This window comes from Rhizobium sp. SAFR-030 (genome assembly GCF_059415005.1).
Genome location: NZ_JBPFDO010000003.1, coordinates 322,848 through 344,390, shown reverse-complemented (window position 1 = coordinate 344,390; position 21,543 = coordinate 322,848). Strand labels below are relative to the sequence as shown.

Annotated in this window: 24 protein-coding genes; 11 read left to right on the top strand and 13 right to left on the bottom strand. The window is 63.2% G+C overall.

Going from position 1 to position 21,543, the window contains the following annotated elements; translation table 11 throughout:
• Positions 1-4: 4 nt before the first annotated feature.
• On the bottom strand, positions 5-988 hold the full coding sequence (locus ACR65N_RS11175; RefSeq protein WP_440457321.1) for an ABC transporter substrate-binding protein: 984 nt from the start codon (positions 986-988) through the stop codon (positions 5-7).
• A 232-nt stretch (positions 989-1,220) separates the two neighbouring features.
• Here ACR65N_RS11175 and ACR65N_RS11170 point away from each other — a divergent pair, with 232 nt between their 5' ends.
• Positions 1,221-3,122 carry a CASTOR/POLLUX-related putative ion channel gene (locus ACR65N_RS11170; protein ID WP_440457062.1) on the top strand — a complete coding sequence of 634 codons (1,902 nt, stop codon included), beginning with the start codon at positions 1,221-1,223 and terminating at the stop codon, positions 3,120-3,122.
• Between the two features lie 46 nt (positions 3,123-3,168).
• On the opposite strand, the gene ACR65N_RS11165 is transcribed toward ACR65N_RS11170, so the two are convergent.
• From ACR65N_RS11165 to ACR65N_RS11145, 5 genes are all read right to left on the bottom strand, one after another.
• Positions 3,169-4,320, bottom strand: coding sequence for an epoxide hydrolase family protein (locus ACR65N_RS11165; RefSeq protein ID WP_440457061.1), 1,152 nt, complete (start codon positions 4,318-4,320; stop codon positions 3,169-3,171).
• Positions 4,321-4,483: 163 nt separating this feature from the next.
• Entirely contained in the window at positions 4,484-5,710 is a 1,227-nt protein-coding gene (locus ACR65N_RS11160) for an aminotransferase-like domain-containing protein (RefSeq protein ID WP_440457060.1), read from the bottom strand.
• A 209-nt stretch (positions 5,711-5,919) separates the two neighbouring features.
• Positions 5,920-6,939 carry a ketol-acid reductoisomerase gene (gene ilvC, locus ACR65N_RS11155; RefSeq protein ID WP_440457059.1) on the bottom strand — a complete coding sequence of 340 codons (1,020 nt, stop codon included), beginning with the start codon at positions 6,937-6,939 and terminating at the stop codon, positions 5,920-5,922.
• 74 nt (positions 6,940-7,013) lie between these two features.
• The gene (locus tag ACR65N_RS11150; RefSeq protein WP_430303918.1) at positions 7,014-7,610 is read right to left on the bottom strand and encodes a TetR/AcrR family transcriptional regulator C-terminal domain-containing protein; all 597 of its coding nucleotides are present in this window, start codon (positions 7,608-7,610) and stop codon (positions 7,014-7,016) included.
• A 498-nt stretch (positions 7,611-8,108) separates the two neighbouring features.
• The gene (locus ACR65N_RS11145) at positions 8,109-8,522 is read right to left on the bottom strand and encodes a winged helix-turn-helix transcriptional regulator (RefSeq protein WP_440457058.1); all 414 of its coding nucleotides are present in this window, start codon (positions 8,520-8,522) and stop codon (positions 8,109-8,111) included.
• Positions 8,523-8,658: 136 nt separating this feature from the next.
• Between ACR65N_RS11145 and ACR65N_RS11140 the strand changes: the two genes are divergently transcribed.
• Both ACR65N_RS11140 and ACR65N_RS11135 read left to right on the top strand, forming a co-directional pair.
• Positions 8,659-9,540 carry an SDR family oxidoreductase gene (locus ACR65N_RS11140; RefSeq protein WP_440457057.1) on the top strand — a complete coding sequence of 294 codons (882 nt, stop codon included), beginning with the start codon at positions 8,659-8,661 and terminating at the stop codon, positions 9,538-9,540.
• Between the two features lie 88 nt (positions 9,541-9,628).
• Entirely contained in the window at positions 9,629-10,537 is a 909-nt protein-coding gene (locus ACR65N_RS11135) for a bifunctional helix-turn-helix transcriptional regulator/GNAT family N-acetyltransferase (protein WP_440457056.1), read from the top strand.
• Between the two features lie 9 nt (positions 10,538-10,546).
• Here the strand turns inward: ACR65N_RS11135 and ACR65N_RS11130 are convergent, their stop codons facing one another.
• On the bottom strand, positions 10,547-11,299 hold the full coding sequence (locus ACR65N_RS11130) for a pyridoxine 5'-phosphate synthase (protein WP_440457055.1): 753 nt from the start codon (positions 11,297-11,299) through the stop codon (positions 10,547-10,549).
• A gap of 118 nt (positions 11,300-11,417) precedes the next feature.
• Complete coding sequence (locus ACR65N_RS11125) at positions 11,418-12,542, bottom strand: ATP-dependent DNA helicase (RefSeq protein ID WP_430303923.1); 1,125 nt, start codon at positions 12,540-12,542, stop codon at positions 11,418-11,420.
• A gap of 167 nt (positions 12,543-12,709) precedes the next feature.
• Between ACR65N_RS11125 and ACR65N_RS11120 the strand changes: the two genes are divergently transcribed.
• From ACR65N_RS11120 to ACR65N_RS11110, 3 genes are read left to right on the top strand one after another with little or no spacing between them, the layout of a single operon-like run.
• Positions 12,710-13,093, top strand: coding sequence for a COG4315 family predicted lipoprotein (locus ACR65N_RS11120; RefSeq protein WP_440457054.1), 384 nt, complete (start codon positions 12,710-12,712; stop codon positions 13,091-13,093).
• A gap of 60 nt (positions 13,094-13,153) precedes the next feature.
• Positions 13,154-13,669, top strand: coding sequence for an RNA polymerase sigma factor (locus ACR65N_RS11115; RefSeq protein ID WP_440457053.1), 516 nt, complete (start codon positions 13,154-13,156; stop codon positions 13,667-13,669).
• Positions 13,666-14,439 (top strand): anti-sigma factor family protein, encoded by a 774-nt coding sequence (locus tag ACR65N_RS11110; RefSeq protein ID WP_440457052.1) that lies wholly within the window; start codon positions 13,666-13,668, stop codon positions 14,437-14,439. Before ACR65N_RS11115 ends, ACR65N_RS11110 begins: the two co-directional genes overlap by 4 nt.
• Before the next feature lie 10 nt (positions 14,440-14,449).
• Here the strand turns inward: ACR65N_RS11110 and ACR65N_RS11105 are convergent, their stop codons facing one another.
• From ACR65N_RS11105 to nthA, 3 genes are read right to left on the bottom strand one after another with little or no spacing between them, the layout of a single operon-like run.
• Positions 14,450-14,824 carry a nitrile hydratase accessory protein gene (locus ACR65N_RS11105; RefSeq protein ID WP_440457051.1) on the bottom strand — a complete coding sequence of 125 codons (375 nt, stop codon included), beginning with the start codon at positions 14,822-14,824 and terminating at the stop codon, positions 14,450-14,452.
• Positions 14,811-15,470 (bottom strand): nitrile hydratase subunit beta, encoded by a 660-nt coding sequence (gene nthB / locus ACR65N_RS11100; protein ID WP_440457049.1) that lies wholly within the window; start codon positions 15,468-15,470, stop codon positions 14,811-14,813. The genes ACR65N_RS11105 and nthB overlap by 14 nt, the downstream gene beginning before the upstream one ends.
• Positions 15,467-16,114, bottom strand: coding sequence for a nitrile hydratase subunit alpha (gene nthA, locus ACR65N_RS11095; RefSeq protein ID WP_440457048.1), 648 nt, complete (start codon positions 16,112-16,114; stop codon positions 15,467-15,469). Before nthA ends, nthB begins: the two co-directional genes overlap by 4 nt.
• A gap of 192 nt (positions 16,115-16,306) precedes the next feature.
• Between nthA and ACR65N_RS11090 the strand changes: the two genes are divergently transcribed.
• The 5 genes from ACR65N_RS11090 to ACR65N_RS11070 all read left to right on the top strand — a co-directional run bounded on the left by ACR65N_RS11090 (position 16,307) and on the right by ACR65N_RS11070 (position 20,715).
• Positions 16,307-17,371: a helix-turn-helix domain-containing protein gene (locus ACR65N_RS11090; RefSeq protein WP_440457047.1), complete on the top strand. Its 1,065-nt coding sequence runs from the start codon at positions 16,307-16,309 to the stop codon at positions 17,369-17,371.
• Positions 17,372-17,767: 396 nt separating this feature from the next.
• Positions 17,768-18,376: a RhiA family protein gene (locus tag ACR65N_RS11085; protein WP_430303932.1), complete on the top strand. Its 609-nt coding sequence runs from the start codon at positions 17,768-17,770 to the stop codon at positions 18,374-18,376.
• 66 nt (positions 18,377-18,442) lie between these two features.
• Positions 18,443-19,066, top strand: a complete 624-nt coding sequence (locus ACR65N_RS11080; RefSeq protein WP_440457046.1) for a RhiA family protein — start codon at positions 18,443-18,445, stop codon at positions 19,064-19,066.
• Between the two features lie 136 nt (positions 19,067-19,202).
• Positions 19,203-19,736 carry a hypothetical protein gene (locus tag ACR65N_RS11075; protein ID WP_440457045.1) on the top strand — a complete coding sequence of 178 codons (534 nt, stop codon included), beginning with the start codon at positions 19,203-19,205 and terminating at the stop codon, positions 19,734-19,736.
• Between the two features lie 133 nt (positions 19,737-19,869).
• On the top strand, positions 19,870-20,715 hold the full coding sequence (locus ACR65N_RS11070; RefSeq protein WP_440457044.1) for an aldo/keto reductase: 846 nt from the start codon (positions 19,870-19,872) through the stop codon (positions 20,713-20,715).
• A 91-nt stretch (positions 20,716-20,806) separates the two neighbouring features.
• Here the strand turns inward: ACR65N_RS11070 and ilvN are convergent, their stop codons facing one another.
• Together ilvN and ACR65N_RS11060 are read right to left on the bottom strand one after the other, a co-directional pair.
• Entirely contained in the window at positions 20,807-21,379 is a 573-nt protein-coding gene (ilvN, locus tag ACR65N_RS11065) for an acetolactate synthase small subunit (protein WP_430303936.1), read from the bottom strand.
• 29 nt (positions 21,380-21,408) lie between these two features.
• Positions 21,409-21,531 carry a hypothetical protein gene (locus tag ACR65N_RS11060; protein ID WP_440457043.1) on the bottom strand — a complete coding sequence of 41 codons (123 nt, stop codon included), beginning with the start codon at positions 21,529-21,531 and terminating at the stop codon, positions 21,409-21,411.
• Between the last annotated feature and the right edge of the window lie 12 nt (positions 21,532-21,543).

The window sequence follows — 21,543 nt, the reverse complement described above, 5'->3', positions numbered from 1 at the left end:
CGCCTCAGCCGTTGCCGCCAAAGATCTCGGAGAATGTCTTGAGATCCTTGTCGCTGCTCTTCAGGGCTTCCGCCGGGTTGAGCGGCATCACCTTGATCGTGTCACGCGCCAAGAAACCTTCCGGCACCGGCATGCCGTTGCGCGCCGGGATGTAGCCGAGCTTCAGGAATCCCTGCTGGCCCTTTTCCGACAGTACGTAGTCGACGAACTTCTTTGCCGCATCGGCATGCTTGGTGCCGGCCATGATGGCGACCGGCTCGGTCACTGCCGACACGCCTTCGCTCGGGAAGACGAACTCGACCGGTGCTCCCTTGGCCTTTTCGCGGATTGGCATGTAGTCGACGACGACCCCATAGGCCTTCTCGCCGGTGGCCACCGACTTCAGCACTGCGCCGTTGCCGCCGGCAGCCGTCGCGCCATTGTCCTTCAGCGCCTTGTAGTAATCCCAGCCAAGCGCCGGATTGCCGGCCAGCGTCTGGGCGTGGATGAGCGCTGCCCCGGAGGTAAGCGGGCTCGGCATGCTGACGAGACCCTTGGCCTCTGCCTTTGCCAGGTCCTTCCAGCCGGTCGGCTTCATCGCAGCCTGGGTGTTGTACATGATGCCGGTGGTGATCAGCTTCGTCGAGTAGTAGAAGCCGTCCGCATCGTAGAGAGAGGCATCGTAGGACGAAGCTTCGGACGATTTGTAGGCGAGCAGTCGCTTGTCCTGCTTCAGGCGCTCCAGCGTCACGGTGTCGGCGATCAGCAGCACGTCGGCGACCGGGTTGCCGGCTTCGATCTCGGCCATCAGCTTGGCCATGATCTTGGTCGTGCCGTCGCGCACCCATTCCACCTCGACGCCTGGATTGGCGGCCTTGAAGCCGTCGACGGTCGCCTGTGCATCTTCATTCGGCTGGCTCGTGTAGATCACCAGATCGGCGGCGGCGGCCGGCTGGCCGAGCGCGCCCAACGCCAGCAGTGCGGTAAATGCGGAAACAAGCGTTTTCATCATTCAGTTCCTCGGTGCGGATTGAAGCCGACCTTAAGCATCGCTCATTGACACGAATGTGACAGCCGATGCCAGCCGAAAAACGTGTTGCGTCCCGCCGCCCGAAGAACAACCGCGACGAAATTTACCCTGTCGCATGATTTGCCGCGTCTGACCTTTGCCGGCTGATTGATTTACAGCGGCTTTGCTGTAATCGCTGCAGTGCGACATTCGTCGAGGGGGCGCTTCTATAATGAAAACTCGGACACAACTTGCAGCGCGACTGCGCTACGAGTTCGACAAGACCATGGCCGGCGGCGCGATAGCGCTGATGGGCTGGCTGGCGCTGATCTCGCTCTTCGTCATCTTCCTCGCCGGCGCCATCCTCGCGCTGACCGGCATCGCCCCCGAGGGCGGCTCCTCCGTCGGCTTTATCGAGGGCGCGTGGGAATCGCTGATGCGGACCATGGATGCCGGAACGATCGGCGGCGACCAGGGCTGGAGTTTCCGCGGCGTCTCCCTGGTTGTCACCATCGCCGGCATCTTCGTCTTCTCGGCACTGATCGGCGTCATCAGTTCAGGTCTCGAGGAGAAGCTCAGCGAATTGCGCAAGGGCCGCTCCCGGATCCTCGAAACGGATCATACGATCATCCTCAACTGGTCTCCCTCGATCTTCGATGTGATCTCGGAGTTGGTGATCGCCAATCAAAGCCGCCGCCGTCCGCGCATCGTCATCATGGCGAACAAGGACAAGGTGGAGATGGAAGACGAGATCGCCGCGAAGATCGCAGACCGCAAGAATACGCGCATCATTTGCCGCAGCGGCGATCCAACCGATCTCTACGACCTCGGCATCGTCAACCCGCAGACGTCACGGTCGATCATCGTCCTGTCGCCAGACGGCGAGGATGTCGACGCCCAAGTGATCAAGACGGTGCTCGCCCTCGTCAACGATCCGCAGCGCCGGCCGGAAAGCTATACGATCGCCGCGGAAATCCGCGATGCCGGCAATGCCGACGTTGCCCGCATCGTCGGCGGCAGCGAACTGCAGCTGGTGCTGGCCGATGATTTGATCGCCCGCATCGTCGTCCACACCAGCCGCCAGGCCGGCCTTAGCGCGGTCTATTCCGAACTTCTGGATTTCGACGGCTGCGAGATATACACGATCGAGCAGCCCGAACTTGTCGGGAAATCCTTCGCCAGCGCTGTCCTGAGCTATGAAAACAGCACGTTGATCGGCCTGTCTCTGCCGTCGGGTGAGGTCGAGATCAACCCTGCCGCCAATCGCGTCATCGTCGCGGGCGAGAAGGCGATCATCATTGCCGAGGACGACGCGTCGATCGTCACCTGGAGCGGCGACCACGCCATCGACAAGCCGTCCATACGGCCGATCGTCCGGCGCACGACAGTGGCTGAGCGCACGTTGATCCTCGGCTGGAACCGGCGCGGTCCTATCATCGCAAGCGAGCTTGCCCGCTACGTGGCACCCGGCTCGCAACTGACGATCGCCGCCAATGCGCCGCAGTTCGAGGCCGATGTCGCAGAGCTTGCCATCGATCCCGCAGTCATGCGCGTAGACCACAAGATGATCGACACCAGCAGCCGCGCGGCGCTCGACCTCCTCGACATCCCCTCCTACGATCACGTGCTGGTGCTCGGCTACAGCGACAGCATGAACGCCCAGAGCGCCGATACCCGCACTCTGATCACCCTCCTGCAACTGCGCAAGATCGGCGAGGCCGCTGCCCGCCATATCAGCGTCGTCAGCGAAATGATCGACGTGCGCAACCGCGACCTAGCCGAAGTCACCCGCGCCGAGGATTTCGTCGTCAGCAACAAGCTGGTCAGCCTGATGCTCGCCCAGGCTTCGGAGAACGAGACGATGGCGGCGATCTTCGCCGAACTGCTCGATGAGGAAGGATCGGAAATCTACATGCGCCCGGTGAGCGACTATGTGGACATCGACCACCCGGTGAACTTCTTCACGCTGGCATTTGCAGCCCTGCGGCGCGGCGAGATCGCCATCGGCTATCGGCGCCAGCGCGAGGAGGACGAAGACGAGCGCAACCTCGGTGGCGTGACGGTAAACCCGCCCCGCGCCCAAAGGATCGAATACGACGACAGCGACATGCTGATCGTGCTGGCTTCCGACTGACGCCATCATCCGCACGCGCTGACGACGCGTGCGGACTGTTGCTCGATCAGTTCCGCAAGGGGCGGAAGAAGGTCCGTATATCTTCAGCCAGCAACTGCGGCTGTTCGAGCGCTGCAAAATGCCCGCCGCGCGGCATGTGTGTCCAGCGTTCGACGTTGAACACGCGCTCCACGTAGGAACGCGGCGGCGTCGGCATTTCGGCTGGGAAGAGCGCCATCGCCATGGGCGGCTCGATCCGATCTCCCGGTTCGAACGACAGCGGTGCCAACCTGTTCTCCCGGTAGATCCGAAGCGACGCGTCGATCATCCCGCCGAACCAGTAGATGCTGACGTCGCGCAACACCGCATCCATCGGGATGGCATCATCCAGGTTGCCCCCGCAATCACTCCAGGAGCGAAATTTCTCGACCATCCAGGCCGCAAGGCCGATTGGCGAGTCGGTGAGCGCGAAGGCGAGCGTCTGGTGCTTCGTGGCCTGGAGCGCCGCATAGGCTCCCTCCTCAAGGCTCCACGCCGCCGCGCGATCGAGGAAGTCCTGCTCCTGCTGCGAGAGTGGTTCGGCACCGGACAGAGGCGGCCGATAACTGCCGGGAATGTAGTTGAGGTGGAGACCGGTAAGCGCTTGAGGATACAGGCGGCCGAGCCAGGCGGTCACGCCTGCACCGATATCCCCGCCTTGTGCGGCAAAGCGGCTGTAGCCGAGTTCGCTCATCAGTGCGAACCATAGCTCTGCGACACGTTTGGAATTGGTGCCCGGCCCGGCAGGCGCTGCCGAGAAACCGTAGCCTGGCAACGACGGCACGACGACGTCGAATGAGTCCTCCGCGTCGCCACCATGCGCAGCGGGATCGCTGAGCAGGTAGATGATCCTCTCCATCTCGGTGAAAGAGCCGGGCCATCCGTGCGTCAGGATGATCGGCATCGGCCGGGGACCATTGCCGCGCTGGTGGAGGAAGTGGATGTCGGTGCCCTCAACCCGTGCCATGTACTGCGGCAGGCGATTGAGAGCTGCTTCCTCACGCCGCCAGTCAAATTCGGTCAGCCAGTAATCGACCAGCCGACGCATGAATCTGCGTGGGGCCCCGGCCTCCCAGCTTTCGTCGTCGAAGGAGGTTGGCCATCGCGCGCCGGTCAGACGGCGACGCAGATCTTCGATGCCCTCATCGGAGACGCGAATCTGGAAGGGACGGATGCTCATGCTCGGGTCTCGCCTTCCCTGTGTCGGTCACTCTGCCAGCTGCTGACGAAGATCAATGACCGATGGCATCTGGGTCAAGAGAGCTCGGACAGCGGGTTCATCCATGACCGGAAAACCCGCCGGAATGGCGGGTCATCCTATCGTTACGCTGTGAAGGCGCCGGTCAAGCGGCCTTGGCTTCCGCGCTGCTGATCAGTCGGCCGAGGCGCTGGATGCCTTCCTCGATCATCGCCTCGTTGGCGCAGGAGAACGACAGCCGCAGCGTGTTGGTGCCGGACCGGTCGGCGAAGAAAGCCTGCCCCGGCACGAAGGCGACCTTTTCGGTCTCGATCGAGCGCGCCAGAAGCTCGGCACCATCGAGCCCCTTCGGCAGGGTAACCCAGACGAACATCCCGCCCTCCGGCTTCGTCCAGCTGGTGCCGGCCGGCATGTATTTTTCGAGCGCCGCCAGCATCGCGTCGCGCCGCGCGCTGTAGGCCGCGCCGATCTTGGCGACCTGGTTGTCGAAGATGCGTTCCGCGACCGTGGCGATGGCGATCTGGTTGATCGTCGAGGAATGCAAATCGGCGGCCTGCTTCATCAGCACCAGCTTGCGGATGACCGACATGTTGGCGACGACGAAACCAACGCGAAGACCCGGCGCCAGTGTCTTGGAAAAACTGCCGGAATAGATGGTGCGGGTGTTTTCGATGCCGCCCTTGCGCGCGATTTCGAGCGACAGGATCGGCGGCACCGGATCGCCGTCATAGCGCAGCGACTGGTAGGCCGCATCCTCGAGCACCGCGATGTCCAGTTCGTCGGCAAGGTCCAGCAGCTTTTCGCGCGCCGCGCGATCGACCGTCTCGCCGGTCGGGTTGGAGAAGTCGGCGGACAGATAGGCGAACTTCACCCTGCCGCCGTTCTTTGCTGCCGTCTCGCGGTAGGCTTCAGGCGTGCGGTTGCCGCCCGGCGTCAGTTGGTCGTAATGCGGTTCGTAGGCGTTGAAAGCCTGAAGCGCGCCGAGATAGGTGGGCCAGGTGACCAGCGCCGTATCGTTCGGCGACAGGAACAGCTTGCCGAGGTAATCCAGCGCCTGCTGCGAGCCGGAGGTAATGAAGACGTTGTCGACGGTGCACTCGATATCGATCTTCTTCATCTCGCCGACCAGCCATTCGCGCAGCGGTCGGTAGCCTTCGCTCACCGAATACTGCAGCGCGGCGTTCACCTGCGGGCTGGAGAAAATTTCCTGATAGGCTTCGTTGAACGCCTGGGCGGGGAACAGCGCCGGGTCCGGGATGCCGCCGGCGAACGAGATGATGTCCGGGCGTTCCAGGAGCTTCAGCAATTCGCGAATTTCAGAGGCGCGCATCCGACCGGAGCGCGTCGCAAAGATATGATCCCAATCAAGCACGGGCGTTTCCTCTTATTTCAAGTTTCTAAGCTCAAGCGTTACATAAAGTTCGATAGGTCAGCAATACTGACTTATCGATCATAATCAGATTTTTTCGGGTTTCCGGACGTAGTTGCCTCGCCCGGCAGACCGGTGCCGGTGGCGAACGACGCCAAAAGGCCGGAGCGTTCGCCCCGGCCTTCATGATTGCTGGCGAAGATGGCGAAAGCTTAGTTGACGGTCTTGTCCACGAGCTTGTTCTTGCCGATCCACGGCATCATGGCGCGCAGCTTGGTGCCCACCTCTTCGATCTGGTGGCTGTCGTTCATGCGGCGAATGCCCTTGAAGCGCGAACCGCCGGCGCGGTATTCCTGCATCCAGTCGGAGGTGAACTTGCCGGTCTGGATGTCGGTGAGCACGCGCTTCATCTCGGCCTTGGTCTCAGCGGTGATGATGCGCGGACCGGAGACGTACTCGCCCCACTCAGCCGTGTTGGAGATCGAGTAGTTCATGTTGGCGATGCCGCCTTCATAGATCAGGTCGACGATCAGCTTCACTTCGTGCAGGCATTCGAAATAGGCCATTTCAGGCGCGTAGCCGCCCTCGACCAGCGTTTCGAAACCGGCGCGGATCAGTTCCACCAGACCACCGCAGAGAACGACCTGCTCGCCGAACAGATCGGTCTCGCATTCTTCCTTGAAGTTGGTCTCGATGATGCCCGAGCGGCCGCCACCGACGCCGCAGGCGTAGGAGAGTGCCAGTTCCAGCGCATTGCCGGAGGCGTTCTGGTGAACGGCAACCAGGCACGGCACACCGCCGCCCTTCTGGTATTCGCCGCGGACCGTATGGCCGGGGCCCTTCGGCGCGATCATGACGACGTCGAGCGAAGCCTTCGGCTCGATGAGGCCGAAATGGACGTTGAGGCCGTGGGCGAATGCGATCGCCGCGCCATCGCGGATGTTGCCGGCGATCTCGGCCTTGTAGATGTCTGCCTGCAGCTCGTCAGGCGTCGCCATCATCAGCAGGTCGCCCCACTTGGCGGCTTCGGCGACGGTCATCACCTTGAAGCCGTCGGCTTCGGCCTTCTTGATGGTCGGCGAGCCGGCCTTCAGGGCAATGACGACGTTGTTGGAGCCGGAATCCTTGAGGTTCAGCGCATGGGCGCGGCCCTGGCTGCCGTAACCGACGATGACGACGTTCTTCGACTTGATGAGGTTGAGATCAGCATCCCGATCGTAATAGACGCGCATGTTCGAGTCCTTCCCTATGCGTGTTGATTTGAACGTGTGATCGACGCCACCTTCGGGCGACGCCGACATGTTGCTTACGCGCCGTGCAGCTGGAGGAAGGCGTCCACCGCCCTCGCCGCCTGGCGTGCATTGTCCTTGAGGCCTGCTTCGCCGAGCAGCATGCGCACATGCAGATCGGAGACGATGAGGCCGTAGAGCGTATGATACGCGCTGTCGGCATCTGGAAACCGCAGCAGATTGGCGCGCCGTCCGGCTTCCATCAGGCCGATCGCCCGACGGTCGATCTGGCGTCGTCCATGCTCGATGAGCAACCGCCCGAGCTTCGATCCCTCGCGGCTGGCCTGGCCGATGGCAAGCCGGTTGAGCGCCAGCGACACATCGCCCGACAGAACTTCCAGAAGGTCGCGACCGAATGTTTCAAGATGCTCGCGCATCAGGTCCGCCGTCAGCCGTCCACCGCTGCGCTCGAAGGTGCGTACCTTGCTTGCCTGAAAGGCGATCATCGCGGCCAGCAAACCATCACGGTCGCCGAACCACTTGTAGAGACTTTCCTTGGAACAGTTGGCGGCGCGCGCCAGTCCCGACGTCGTCAACGCCTTCTCGCCGCCATCGACCAGAAGCTTGAGCGCCTGCTCCAGAACGGCGTTCTGGCGCGGCGAAAACTCAGGCATTTCTGACAGCTCAGCGGACACGTCGGTCACCTCCCAATTAAGTACCGTACGGTACGGTTCCCCTTTTAGCCGGAGGTAAAGCGATGGTCAAGCGGGCTCGACATAGCGGGTGAAGAAAATGCTCCCGCGCCTCTTTAAGCGAGAAAGGAGAACCTTCGGCGATGAAAACCTATTCGTCTAAGGCGAAGTGGTCGGTGTCATTGCGCTGCTACAGGCGCGTGCCTAAGTCTTGGAGACAGGCCGCTTGGCGGCCTCAGCGAGATCCCAATGTTAAGGAAATGATATGCGTAAGTTGACCGCAGCATCCATCGTCGCCTTGGTCGCCGGATTGACCGGCTGCCAGACGGCACCCGATTCCCCGCATGCCACGACGGGCGTCTCTTTGTCGACGAATGATCCTTACGCGTCGCCAGGGCCGGTCGAGCCGCACCACCGTAACAGGTTTTCACGCTGAATATCGCCTGAGCCTACACCAATCAGGCTTCGCCGGCAGTCATGTCAGACCGGCGAAGCGTCGAATGTCTCGCGAGCACGCCTGACGGCGGCGTGGTTCGTGCCGGCCCAACTCAGTACGTGCGACAGCGCGTCGAACATCGAATGGCCGAGCGTCGTCATGCTGTACTCGACGCTGGGCGGCTTGGTCGGGAATACCGTGCGATCGATGTACCCATCGCGCTGCAGGTCGCGCAGCGTTTGCGTCAGCATTCTCTGGGAAATATCCGGCACCAGACGGCGCAGCTCGCCGAACCGGTAGGGCCGTTCCGACAGCGCATGCAGGAGCAGCATCGACCACTTTCCGGAGATCTGGCTCAACACATCGCGAACCGGGCAGTTGGATGTATCCCAGTCGGCAATGGCGGAGAGGTCGGATCGCTGAGATCCCAGCAGATGGGCAGGTGTTCGTTGATCCATGGTGGTTCCCTTCCGGTAACGATCTCCCCTGAAACTGCCTCCTTTACACCCGTGGGTCAATTCCTATCCTAGTGCTGCTCTCATTTTGAGACCACCCTTCCGGCTGCCGGGCAGCCATATCAGGAGAGACGACAAGATGACCAAGATTCTGGTGACCGGGGCCTCCGGCAAACTCGGCAGCGCTGTGCTCGCCCACCTGCTCGACGACGGGAAGATTGCTCCGTCGGACATTGTTGCCGCCTCGCGCGATCCGGCAAAGCTTGCTGAGTGGACCGCCCGAGGCATCGAGACGAGGCGCGCCGACTTCGATGATGCCGAGAGCCTTGCCGCGGCGTTCGCCGGCATCGACCGGCTGCTGCTGATCTCGACCGACGAACTCGCCCGCCCCGGCAAGCGTCTCCAGCAGCACCAGGCAGCAGTCTCCGCAGCAGCAGCCGCCGGCGTCCGCCATCTTCTCTACACGTCGATGCCGAACCCGGACGGCTCGCTGGTCAGCTTTGCGCCGGATCATCTGGGGACCGAGAAGGCGATCAAGGCATCCGGCCTCGCCTACACGATCATCCGGAATTCCTGGTACATCGACAACTACCTGATGGGCATGCCGCACAACCTGCAGGCCGGCGTCTGGTATACCGGCATGGGCGACGGCCGTGTCAGCAACATCTCGCGCGACGACTGCGCCAGGGCGGCAGCGGCGGCGGTTGCCGCACCGCCTGAGGGCAGCACGACGCTCACGCTCACCGGATCCGAAACGCTGGGTGCCGACGAGATCGGCGCAGCCGTCTCAAGCGCTGCCGGAAAGCCGTTGAAGGTTGTGCGTGTCTCCGATGAGGATCTCGCCGCCGGCGTCAAGGGTGCCGGCATGCCCGACTTCGTCGTCGATCTCGTGGTTTCCACCGATGCCAACATTCGCGCCGGGAATTTCGACCTCGTGACGAACGACTTCGAGATGCTGACGGGCAGGAAGCCGCAATCGGTTGCCGAGTACTTCAACGCGCACCGCGCCGAACTTGGCTGAACGAACCGGAGCGCCCAACCCGGCGTCGCTTAGAAAAACTTGACTCAGTCAACTATCGGCAGGATGCTTCTTCTGGAGGATCCTGCCGATGAACGACCCCATAGACGCCATTCGCCGCTTCAACCGCTTCTACACCACCCGCCTCGGCATCCTGTCGCGCGGCTATCTGCAATCGCAGTACACGCTGACCGAAGGCCGGGTGCTTTATGAGGTCGGCGCTCAGCCGGGCATCGCTGCTGCCGATCTCTTCCGCAGCCTGATGATCGATGCTGCCTACCTCAGCCGCATCCTCAAGAAGTTTCGCCTCGCCGATCTCATACAGGCGGAGCCGACGGAAACGGATCGGCGGATCCAGTCGCTGCGGCTGACCGCGGCCGGGGAACGCGAATGGCAAAGGCTCGTCGAACTGTCTCGACGGCAGATCGCCGGGACGATTGCCGGACTGGACGAAGCGTCAACGGCACAGCTCGTCCAGGCACTGCGGATCGTCGAGCAGCGACTGGACGCGACCGAAGACCAGATCGCAACACTGCGCCAGCCGCGGCCGGGCGACATCGGCTGGGTCGTCGAATCGCAGGCCCGCTTCTATGCCGAGACCTACGGCTTTGACGCAACGTTCGAGGGGCTCGTCGCCGAGGTCGCTGGCCGGTTTCTCAGCGGCTTCGATGCTGCGCGCGAACGGGCATGGATCGGCGAACGGGGTGGCCAGCGGATCGGCTCGATCTTCATCGCCAATGGCGGCAACGATATCGCAAAGCTGCGCCTCCTCTACGTCGACCCTGCCGCACGTGGGACCGGCCTCGGGAAACGGCTGGTGGCGGAAGCCGTCGATTTCGCGCGGCAGGCGGGCTACCGGCAGATCTCGCTGTGGACCTACGACCGCCTTGATGCTGCCCGCGGCCTCTACATCAAGGCCGGCTTCCGTCTGGCCGCCGAAGAACCGCAGACAGCGTTCGGCCAGGCCATCAACGGCCAGACATTCATGCTCGATCTCTGAACCTTTACGTCAGGCCTGCTCGCCGCAGGCGCGCCGGAAACGGCGCACCGTTTCGGCCATGCCGAATTCCAGCGCATCGGCCGTCAGCCCATGGCCGATCGACACCTCGGCCAGATGCGGCAGGCGCCGGGCAAGCGCCGGCAGGTTGGCGACGATAAGATCATGCCCGGCATTGACGCCGAGGCCTTCCGCATGCGCGGCATCGGCAGTCCGCCCGAGCAGGTCAAGCATGACCTTTGCCTTCTCCGGCGCGTCATAGCAGCCGCCATAGGGACCGGTGTAGAGTTCGATGCGGTCAGCACCCGTCGCCTTGGCAAGCTTCACCGCCTCGCCATCCCCGTCGCCATCGGCAAACAGCGAAACGCGCATGCCGCCGGCCTTCAGGCGCGCAACGATCGGCTTCAGCATCTCGCCCTGCGCACGGAAGTCGAAGCCGTGATCCGATGTCGCCTGCGACGGATCGTCGGGAACCAGCGTCACCTGCTCGGGCTCGGTCTTCTCGCACAGTTGCAGGAAGTCCTCGCTCGGATAGCCTTCGATGTTGAACTCGGCACTCGGAAATTCGTCGTCGATCAGCGCCCGCAGCACCGGCAGGTCGGAGAACCGGATGTGGCGCTGGTCCGGGCGCGGATGAACCGTCAGGCCATGGGCGCCGGCCTTGAGCGCGATCCGACCGAGATACGCCACGCTTGGCCAGGGAAGATCCCGCCGGTTGCGGAGCATGGCGACGGCATTCAAATTGACGGAAAGCTTGGCGGGCATTGCTGAATTCCTAGAGGACGCTGCAGGATGTTTACTGCATGCGGCCGCCTCTCGGCAACGCCGCAGACCGGCAGTGGCGGCCAAAATTCTCCGGCGCCGCGACGGGCCCCGGACGGCATCAGCGAACGATGGTGATGGTCTCGGCGGCCCGGGTGATCGCCGTGTAGAGCCAGCGCTCGCGGGTGTCGCGAAACGCCCAGCTCTCGTCGAACAGCACGACGTTGTTCCACTGCGAGCCCTGCGACTTGTGCACCGTCAGGGCATAGCCGAAATCGAACTCGTCATAGCGCTTGCGGGTCGTCCAAGGGATCTCGCCCTCTTCCTCGAACGCCTGCTTGAGCAGCTTGATCTTGGACGCACCACGGTTCATGTCGTCGTCTTCCGGGCGGATCATCAGGTTGATGCCCGGCTTCACCGTCTCGCGCGACGAACTCATCACCTGCCACAGCGAGCCGTTGAGCAGCCCCTTGGTCGGGTCGTTGCGCAGGCAGACCAGCTTGTCGCCCGACTGCGGGTAAGGCTGATTGAAACCCTTCAGCTCGCGCAGCCGCTGGTTATAGCGACGCCGGGTCTTGTTGGTGCCGACCAGCACCTGGTCGGCCTCCAGCACCAGGGTCTGGTTGACGTCGTTGCGGGAGATCACCTGCGCGGTTCCGTAGTCGCCGTGCATGATCTCCTTGCCCTCGCGAACCTGCATGGCAAGCTGGATGATCGGATTGTCGCGCGCCTGGCGGTGGATGTCGGTGAGCAGGTAGTCCGGCTCCTGCTCGGTGAAGAACCCGCCGCCGGACACCGGAGGCAATTGCCCCGGATCGCCAAGCACCAGGATCGGCCTGCCGAAACTCATCAGATCACGGCCGAGCTGCTCGTCGACCATCGAGCATTCGTCGATGATGATCAGCGCCGCCTTGGCAAGCGGGCTCTGGCGGTTGATCGAGAACATTGGCGACACGGAGGTCTTGCCGGTTTCCTCGTTCTCCACGGCCTCCTCGCCGCGCGGCCGGTAGATCAGCGAATGGATGGTCTTTGCATTGGAGGCGCCCCGCGAGCGCAGCACCTGCGCCGCCTTGCCGGTGAATGCAGCGAACAGAACCTCACCGTCGACATTCTCGGCAAAATGTTTGGCAAGCGTCGTCTTGCCGGTACCGGCATAGCCGAACAACCGGAAGACCTGGCTGCGACCGTCCTTCAGCCATTTCGAAACGGCCTTCAGGGCCTCGTCCTGTTGTGGAGCAAATTGCATCGTCCCTCTTCGCAGGATTCGTGCGGCATGCGCAACCGGAAAGAACGAAAGAGGATCAAATGCGCGGCCCGTGAAGAAATACGCGAGCCAACGGAATAAAACGCTGCCCCTCGGTGTCTCATAGCTGCCGGGCACTCGCCCGCTTCACAAACCTGGGAGGACCATCCATGACTTCGCTCCGCATGATCGCAACGGCCGCCGCGCTCGCCGTCTCTGCAACCCTCGCACTGGCGGCCGGCGCACCGGTCAAGACCATCGATACAGCAAAGGGCAAGGCGCTCGCTGGTGAGACCGGCATGACGCTCTACACCTTCAAGAAGGACAGCATGGGCATGTCCAATTGCGACGGCCCCTGCGCTGTAAACTGGCCGCCGCTGATGGCCGCCGCAGGCGCCAAGGATGAAGGCGGCTTCACCGTCATCACCCGCAAGGACGGCTCCAAGCAATGGGCAAAGGGCGGCATGCCGCTCTACTACTGGATCAAGGACACCAAGGCCGGCGACATCACCGGCGACGGCGTCAATGGCACATGGGAACTCGCCAAGCCCTGAGCCTTCACCGACGCGGATCAGGCGGTGTCAATCCGAACTGATCCGCTCTAGGGTTTGCCGATGAACCACCCGGACGACCAGAGCTTCGAGGGACAGGTCCTCGCCCTGCTGCCGGCGCTCCGCCGCTATGCGCGCAGCCTTGCCCGCTCGGATACGGAGGGGGAAGACCTGTTGCAGGACAGCCTTGAGGCGGCCCTCAAACAGCGTCGTCAGTGGCGCGGCCTCAATCTGCGTGGCTGGCTGCTGTCGATCGTGACGAACCATTACCGCAACGGCGTGCGGACCCGCAGCCGCCATCCGAGCGTCGATCTGGCCGAGGCCGCGCACGTTGCAACGCAGGATCCGGTATCTGATCCCCTGCAGCGGACACGGCTGCTGGCGGCGCTCGACAACCTGCCGGCAGAGCAGCGTGCCGTCCTGATGCTGGTGGTCGTCGAAGGCTGTTCCTACGCCGAAGCCGCCGGGCTGCTCGACCTGCCGATCGGCACCGTGATGTCGCGGCTGGCGCGGGCACGCCTGAAGGTCGGCGATTACATGAAGGCGGAAAACATCGTTCCGCTGAGGAGACCGACATGATTTCAGAGACCGAGCGGCCGAGCGAGGACGAGTTGCACGCCTTTGCCGACGGGCTGCTCGATGCAGGGCGGCAAAGTGAAGTTCGCCAATGGCTGGAGAGCAGTCCGCAGGATGCCGCGCGTATCGCAGAATGGCAGGCGCAGAGCCTGGCGATCCGTGCTGCGTTTTCCGCCTACGCCCGGTCGACCGCCGAGGATGCAGAGCTGCTTCGTCATCGCCCGGCGCGGGGTGCCGGATGGCGCAACCTCGCAGCCGGCCTTGCGCTCTTCGTCGCCGGTGCCGCAGCCGGCCATTACCTGCCGACAGTCGCGAGCCATGATCCCCAGCTCCTGGTGCAGGAGACTGAACTGCCGGACGAGGCGCGCGCCGCCTACCTGATCTATGCGAGTGAGGTTCGCCATCCCGTCGAGGTCGCGGCCGCCGAGGAGGCGCATCTCGCCACCTGGCTCGGCAAGCGCCTGTCGCATGCCAACCTCAAGGTACCGAACCTGTCGGCCCTCGGGTTTCACCTGGTCGGTGGCAGGCTGGTACCCGTGGAGGGCCAGGCCGGGGCGCTGTTCATGTATGAGGACGACAAGGGCAAGCGGCTGACGCTGCTGGTCGGGCGAAACACCGCCGATCGACAGACGAGCTTTCGCTTTGCCGGCAGTGGCAAGGTCGACACCTTCTACTGGATCGACAACGGCTTCGGCTACGCGATCACCGGCGAGGTTCCGCGTGACGTGCTGCGGCAGGTCGCCGAAGAAACCTACCGTCAGCTGCCCGCCTGAAGGTCGGCGATTACCGGCGTCCAGGATCGTTGGCAAGCGCGATCGGCTGGCCGTGCGGCGTCGCTTCGGCAGCCCGCTGCCAACTCCTCTGCAAGGCTATAACCATGTCGGTATCGGTTACACCCTTGGCCGCCAGCAGGCGTGTCAGCGCCGCCACCCAGGCGTCGAAATAGTCTGACCCATCCACCGCGCGGTCCGGCCGGTGCACCTCTTCCGACAGATGCTGCGCCCACTCGCTCCACTCAAACACCTGCCTCTCGTGCAGATGCACGGTCATGGCAAAGGCCTGCGCCTGCCACGGTTCGGCAAACACCGGATCTCCTTCGTCCGATCGTGGCAGGCCGGGCGACTGAAGCAGGTTCGAAGGCACGTCACACCGGCTCAAGATAGCTCTCCCAGGCATCAATCGAGACGCTCAGCGTCGGGTCACTTCCCTCGCCCCAGATCTCCGGTCCGTCGAAGACGACGGTGTAGACCCATTGCGGATTTTCGCCCGCACCATGGGCATTGTCGTCCGGATAGACGAAGGAGCCCTGGATCGCCTCGATCCGGCCGAGCTTGTCGCGCGCGTAACGCGGCAGCCGCGTATGTGTCACCGGGTTGAAATTCTTCGTGCGGACATCCTGGCCAACGACGAAGCGCGGCGGCTCCTCGACCGGTCGATCGCAGGGTCCACCTTCGGCCAGGACGCCTGCCACCAGGTCCGCCGTCAGCACCCGCTTCGGCGTCGCCGGCTCGGTCAGCTTGCGGCCCGTGGCGAGTTCGGCCATCGACACGAAGCCATGCCGCTCGAGAAGAACCTCGAGCGCACGGATCCAGATCTCGTAATAGCTGGCGGAAAGATAGATGGCAGGCGGAATGTTTTCGCGGGCATGCCGGCTTTCGTCGATGGTCCAGGCGCCGAAGGCTCCGCAGGAAAGCGTGATGCCCAGCGTCCGCCTTTCCCAGTCCGCGTGAAAATACGGCTCGTCGGGCTCAGGTGAAACCAGGCCGAAGCCCATCTGGCCGCCGAGATCGTGCGGACCGTTCATCGAGCGCCCTCCGGTGCAAGTGCAAGCCCGGTCCCGATCATCGAGTCACGCGTCACGAGCTTCGCCAGCTGGCCTTCGTTCAAGTCTTCGGTATTCGCCGGCCTTTGCGGCACCACGAGATACCGCAGTTCGGCGGTCGAGTCCCACACCCGCACCCTGGTGTCGCCGGCAAGGGTCACGCCGAATTCGGCAAGCACGCCGCGCGGATCGATGACGGCCTTGGCACGGTAGGCCGGCGCCTTGTACCACACAGGCGGCAGGCCGAGCACCGCCCAGGGATAGCAGGAGCACAGGGTGCAGACGACGATGTTGTGGGTCTCCGGCGTATTGAAGACCGCCCGCATGTGCTCGCCCTGGCGCCCGGTGAAGCCAAGGCTGGCAATCGCAGCCGTCGCATCCGCTCTCAGCCACGCAGCAAAGTCCGGCTCGCACCACGCCTTCGCCACCACCCGCGCGCCGTTGCGCGGACCAACCTTCGTTTCATAGGTTTCGACGATCGCATCGAGCGCTGCCGGATCAATCAGCCCCTTTTCCGTCAGCAGCGTTTCCAGCGCCCGAACGCGCGCCTGCATGTCGGTATAGCTGTTGTCGTGGTGATGATCGTGCTCGTGGTGATGGTGGTCGTGGTGTTCGCCGTGGGTCATCGCGGAACCTCTGTCTTTCACCCGAAGACAGCATTCCGCGAAACCTGGGTCAAGTACTGCAGCGCCTTCCCCGCGCCGCGAACGGTCCAGGAGAGGGCTGGTCGTGGCAACCCAAGGCGTCTGCAAATCTCATCTATACAACCTGAGATAATGTGATTATATTCCTGCTCGCGTAAGTGGTTGAGGACATCCGTGCAAGCGAGCGAGCCGATCAGCGACGTTTTCGCGGATCCAACCGATCCGGTAGAACGGGTCGAGTTTTCCGCTGACGGCACCGATCCTGCCGGCGATTGGCGGCGGTTATTTTCGTCTCTGCTCGACTGGCAGCCGGCGAGATCTCCCTCCACCAGTCGCCCCTTCTTCGGCAAGCTGACGGTCTATCACCTGGGCTTCTTCCTTGCCTGTCACATTGAAAGCAGCGGCGGGCGACTGTCGCGTACGCCGCTCACAGTCACGCGCGACGACCACGACCATTTCATCGTCACGATTGTCGTCGGCGGACAGATCCGCTTTGCTGATCAGAATGCCCGACGCATGCGACCGGGCGACGTATCCATCCTCGATCTTCGCACACCGATGACTTGCGTCTTCTCGCCTGGCGAGACGATCCACCTGATCATCCCGCGTCTGTTTCTGCCGCTTGCGGTGGCGCCGCCGGATCCCGTTGCCTTCCGGGTCCTGCGCCCGCACCGGGTTGCCTCGCGGTTTCTGGAGGACCTGGCGCGGATGCTGGTCCAGATGGCGTCCTATGCGGAGCGCGGCGAAGCCATGGCGCTGGCCTCTGTTCTGAAGACGCCGATCACCTTCTGCTTCGAAGGTCCCGACGCGAGCCCATCGACGGCCACCGTTTCCCGTCATGCCCCGGACCTGCGGCGCTTCATCGAAGACAATCTCGATCGCATCGACCTCAACCCGGCATTCCTGCTCAAGCGGTTTGCGCTCTCCCGCACGCAGATGTTTCGCCAGTTCCAGGCAAGCGGCGGCGTCGAGACCTACATTCGTCGTCGTCGCCTGCGGCGCTCGCTGGTGGCGCTTGCCGACCCGGCCTCCGCTCACCGGCAGATTGGCGAAATCGCCTACGACAATGGATTTCCCGACGAGACCCACTTCAGCCGGCTGTTCAAGCAAGCCTACGGAACGACGCCGCGCGCCTACCGCAGACAGGCCCGGCAAGGCAGCCTGGACATTCCCGCAGGCGTCGCAGGTGAGCCCGCCCAACGCCTCGTCGAGTGGCTGACGCAGCTCAAGGGGCCCTGAATCTCTGCTCCGAAACCCACCTTTCACAATCGGAAATCGGGACGCTGATGCTGATTGTCGGGACGCACGTCCCACGACGCCTGCACCGTGCGCGGCTATCGTCAGGTCATTCCAGCAGGCGTTTCCGCCATTCAGACGGGCCGCAGCTGCTGCTGCAAGACCAGCCGGGCGCTGTCACGCGACTCCGGCACCAGAGACCACACACGATCCGAATATCGCCGACGCAAAGCGGCCTTCCGCCGCAGCGGCCCGCGAACCTGCGCCCGCCCGTACCGTCGGGCGGCAATCAATCCGCTCCCCGGCGCCCGCCCGCCCGGCAAGAGACGGATGAGCCGGCGCCGCCCCCAGGGCGTCGGCTCCCTTTTCCGGGGACAAACGCCAAGGAAAGGCAGATCCATGACCACCTACTCGCTCACCTGCATCAACGATTCCCAGCTTTCCGGCAGCTTCGCCGTGTTTCAGAAGGCGCCGCCGACGACGACGCCCGGCAATGTCTTCTCGCTTGCCTGGTTCGCCCGCCCGACCGCTCCCAACAGCCGCGTCACCTTCACCTGGGGGCTCGACTACAGCTTCATCTGGTCGGAGACCGGCGTCCTGCGGCCCGGCATCAACTTCTCCGCGTCTCAGGTGGTTCCGGCTGATCCGAACGGCCTCAACCTGATCCAGCTGAAGAAGGATCAGTACGGCGCGACGACCTTTGCAGGCCCGACATCCGGCGGCTCGCTCGGTTCGCTCACCGTCAAGCAGCTGTCGAACGTCCAGCCGAACGCCACATCGGTCGGCATCGGCATGGCCGGCTCCGGCACCTTCGTCGTCCAGGCCCAGCCGAACATGACGGCCGTCTTCACCCCGCATCCGAACTACTGGGTGATCTTCGGCAACTTCGAGACCGGCGACGTCATCGACATCGAGGATGTCACCACGGCCGTCGAAGTCACCTACGGGGGTGCCCAGACCAGCCGCACCGCGGTCCTCAATCTGGAAAACATGATCGCTGTGTCCTGACGCATGTGGGCGGCCGTGCCGACGACGGCCGCCCACCCAACCGATGCTCATCCAAGGAGGCCGGCAATGTCGGATTACCAACTGACCTGCACCAACCACTCTCGCATGCACGGCTGCTTCGTGCTGTTTGGGGTTCCGCCCCGCATCGACGCGTCGCCGCATATCGTCAGCATCGCCTGGCGCGTCAGACCCGCAGCACCGGGAACGAGCGTCACCTTCGCCTGGTCGGACACGCTGAGCTTCGTATGGGGCGAACGACACCTCATCGGCCGGCGTCGTCGGTTTCGTCTGTCTGAAGAAGTGATCGGCGACTTCGACCGGGACAATGCGATCGATATCGACCGCGACGATTACGGTGCGCCCGCCTTTGCCAACCTGCGCACCGACGGAACGCGGGGTGCGCTGACCATCCGTCAGCTGAACGCTCGCTTCGAGCACATGATCTATCATGGGGTCGCCCTGGGCGGTGCGCCTCTGCTGATTTCCCGGTTCCACGCCAATGTGACGACAGACTTCATTGTCGAGCCGGGACGTATCTTTGTGCACTTCGGCGATCAATGCACTGGCGAGGCAATCGAACCGGACAATCTCGGGATCAGCCAGCTCGTCGAATTCAGTCCCAGCCGACCCAGCCGGTCCGTGATCCTCGGCCCGGACAACATCATCAGGCCGAGCGACCGCGACGACTGAGCGCCGGTCTCGTCAGCAACAAGATCGATGCGGGCCGGCCAGACCATGGTCGGCCAGATGAACTCCGGCAGGGCGGATGCCGGCGTGACCGCACAGACGTGCGGAAAATGCAGCCCTCAAACCTCGGAGAACAGACATGACAATTTCCGTAAACATCCTCAGCCGGCTCGCGAAAGCGGCCCTCGCAGCAGGCCTCATGACCATCTCGCTCGTTGCCGCCGGTCCCGCCTCGGCTGAACTCATCTACAGAGGTCTCCTGACCGACAATCAGGGCGCTCTGGACATGCGCACGAACCGGTTCGCGTTCAACTTGACGCTGTCGTTCAACAAGACCCTCAACTCCATCTTCAATGCGCCGCAGAACTTCCAGTGCGCCCTGCAGATGGACACGGTGAATGCCTTGCCGAATATCGGCAGCACATCGCCGATCCGCAACTTCTCGAGCTTCGAGGCGCAGTTCGACCAGGCACCGCCCAATCCTCCGGCTGGACATGTCAGCGTCACGGTGGCAGCTCCCTTCATCTTCGGCAATCCCGCAGAGACCTTCGCCAATGAGTTGAAGTCGGAGGCGATGAACACTCCGGAAACCTTCGCCGAAACCTACATTGTCGGCGTTCCCAACCGCGAGTCCGACGAGGACTGCAGGCTGCGCGCCAAGCATTTCAACTGATCAAAGCTTTGATCAGTTATCGGACCTCTGAAATGCGATGCTACCGCTCCCGGGCGGTAGCATCGTCAGTGCCACGGCTTGAAGCATGGCTCTCCGCCCTTATGTCCAGGGACATACATCTTGGGAGAACGTCATGCACGCAGATATGCCCTACGCCAGCCTGCCATCCGGAGAGGAGATCCCGGCGCTCGGCATCGGCACCTGGAAGATGGGAGAGGTTGCGGACGAGCGTCCGAACGAGATCGCGGCCATTCGGGCTGCAGTAGACAAGGGCATGACCTTGGTCGATACGGCTGAGATGTACGGCGAGGGTGCAGCCGAGGAACTGGCCGGCGAGGCGATCCGCGGGCGCCGCGACGATGTCTTCCTCGTCAGCAAGGTCTATCCGTGGAATGCCAGCCAGAAGGGTGTGATAGCTGCCTGCGAGCACAGCCTGAAGCGACTGGGCACCGATCGCCTCGACCTCTATCTGCTTCACTGGCGCGGCGATCATCCACTGTCGGAAACGGTCGCCGGCCTTGAGGCTTTGAAATCCGCAGGAAAGATGCGCCACTGGGGCGTCTCGAATTTCGATGTCGAGGACATGCAGGAGCTGATGAATGTTCCGGGCGGCGAGAACTGCGCTGCCAACCAGGTGCTTTACAACCTGTCTCGGCGCGGCATCGAGTATGACCTGCTGCCCTGGTGCCAGGAGCGGCGCATCGCCATCATGGCCTATTCCCCCATCGAGCAGGGCCGGCTGTTGCGCCATCCGGAACTGATCCGAATCGCCAAGACCAACCAGGCGACGCCGGCGCAGGTCGCGCTGGCCTTCGTTCTCGAGCGAGACAATGTCGTGGCCATTCCCAAGACGGGCCGGGTCGCGCGCGTCGAGGAGAACATCGGCGGGCTTGAACTCGACATCAGCGATGCGGACTGGGCCGCCCTGGACGCCGCATTTCCGCCGCCGCAACGCAAGCAGCCCCTCGAAATGCTTTGATCCTATGCTTGAAGCAGCGGAATCGATCTCCCAGCCAAGACAGCCAAGCCTTTGCCGGGATTCGATGTTCCGCTTTAGAGAACAGTGACAGTCACATCCCCTGGGCGCCGCGGTTCATCGCAGCGATGCCGGTGCGGCAGACTTCGATCAGGCCGAGCGGCTTCATGATCGCCACGAACTGGTCGATCTTCGATGACTTGCCCGTGATCTCGAAAATGAAATGCGTCACGGTGGCATCGACGACCTTGGCATGAAAGGCATCGGCCAGCCGCAGCGTTTCGGCGCGCCCCTCGCCGGTGCCGGTGACCTTGACCAGCGCCACTTCGCGCTCGATCGGCCGTTCCTGGCCGAGCTGGTTGGCGCGCACCGTCAGGTCGACGACCCGATGGACCGGGATGATGCGGTCCAGCTGCGCCTTGATCTGCTCCAGCACGCCGGGTGTGGCGGTGGTGACGATGGTAATCCGCGACAGATGCGACTCGTGCTCCGTCTCGGAGACAGTCAGGCTCTCGATGTTGTAGCCGCGCCCCGAGAACAGACCGATGACCCGTGCAAGCACGCCGGGCTCGTTGGTCACCAGGACCGAAAGCGTGTGGCGCTCTTCCTTGGCCGTTTCCGGCGTGATGAAGTAGGCAGAGCCGGTCGGCTGAAGATGTGCGTTCATCGTGTGTCCGTTTCCTCGGATGTCTTGGTTCAGGAAGCCAGCGTAATGCTGGCTGAGTTCACATGCTGGTTGGCGAGGCGTATCCGGTCGAAGGTGACCAAGGTTTCGTGTTGTTCCATCAGGCACACATGCATCGCATCGGCGAAATCCATGCCCCGTGCGAG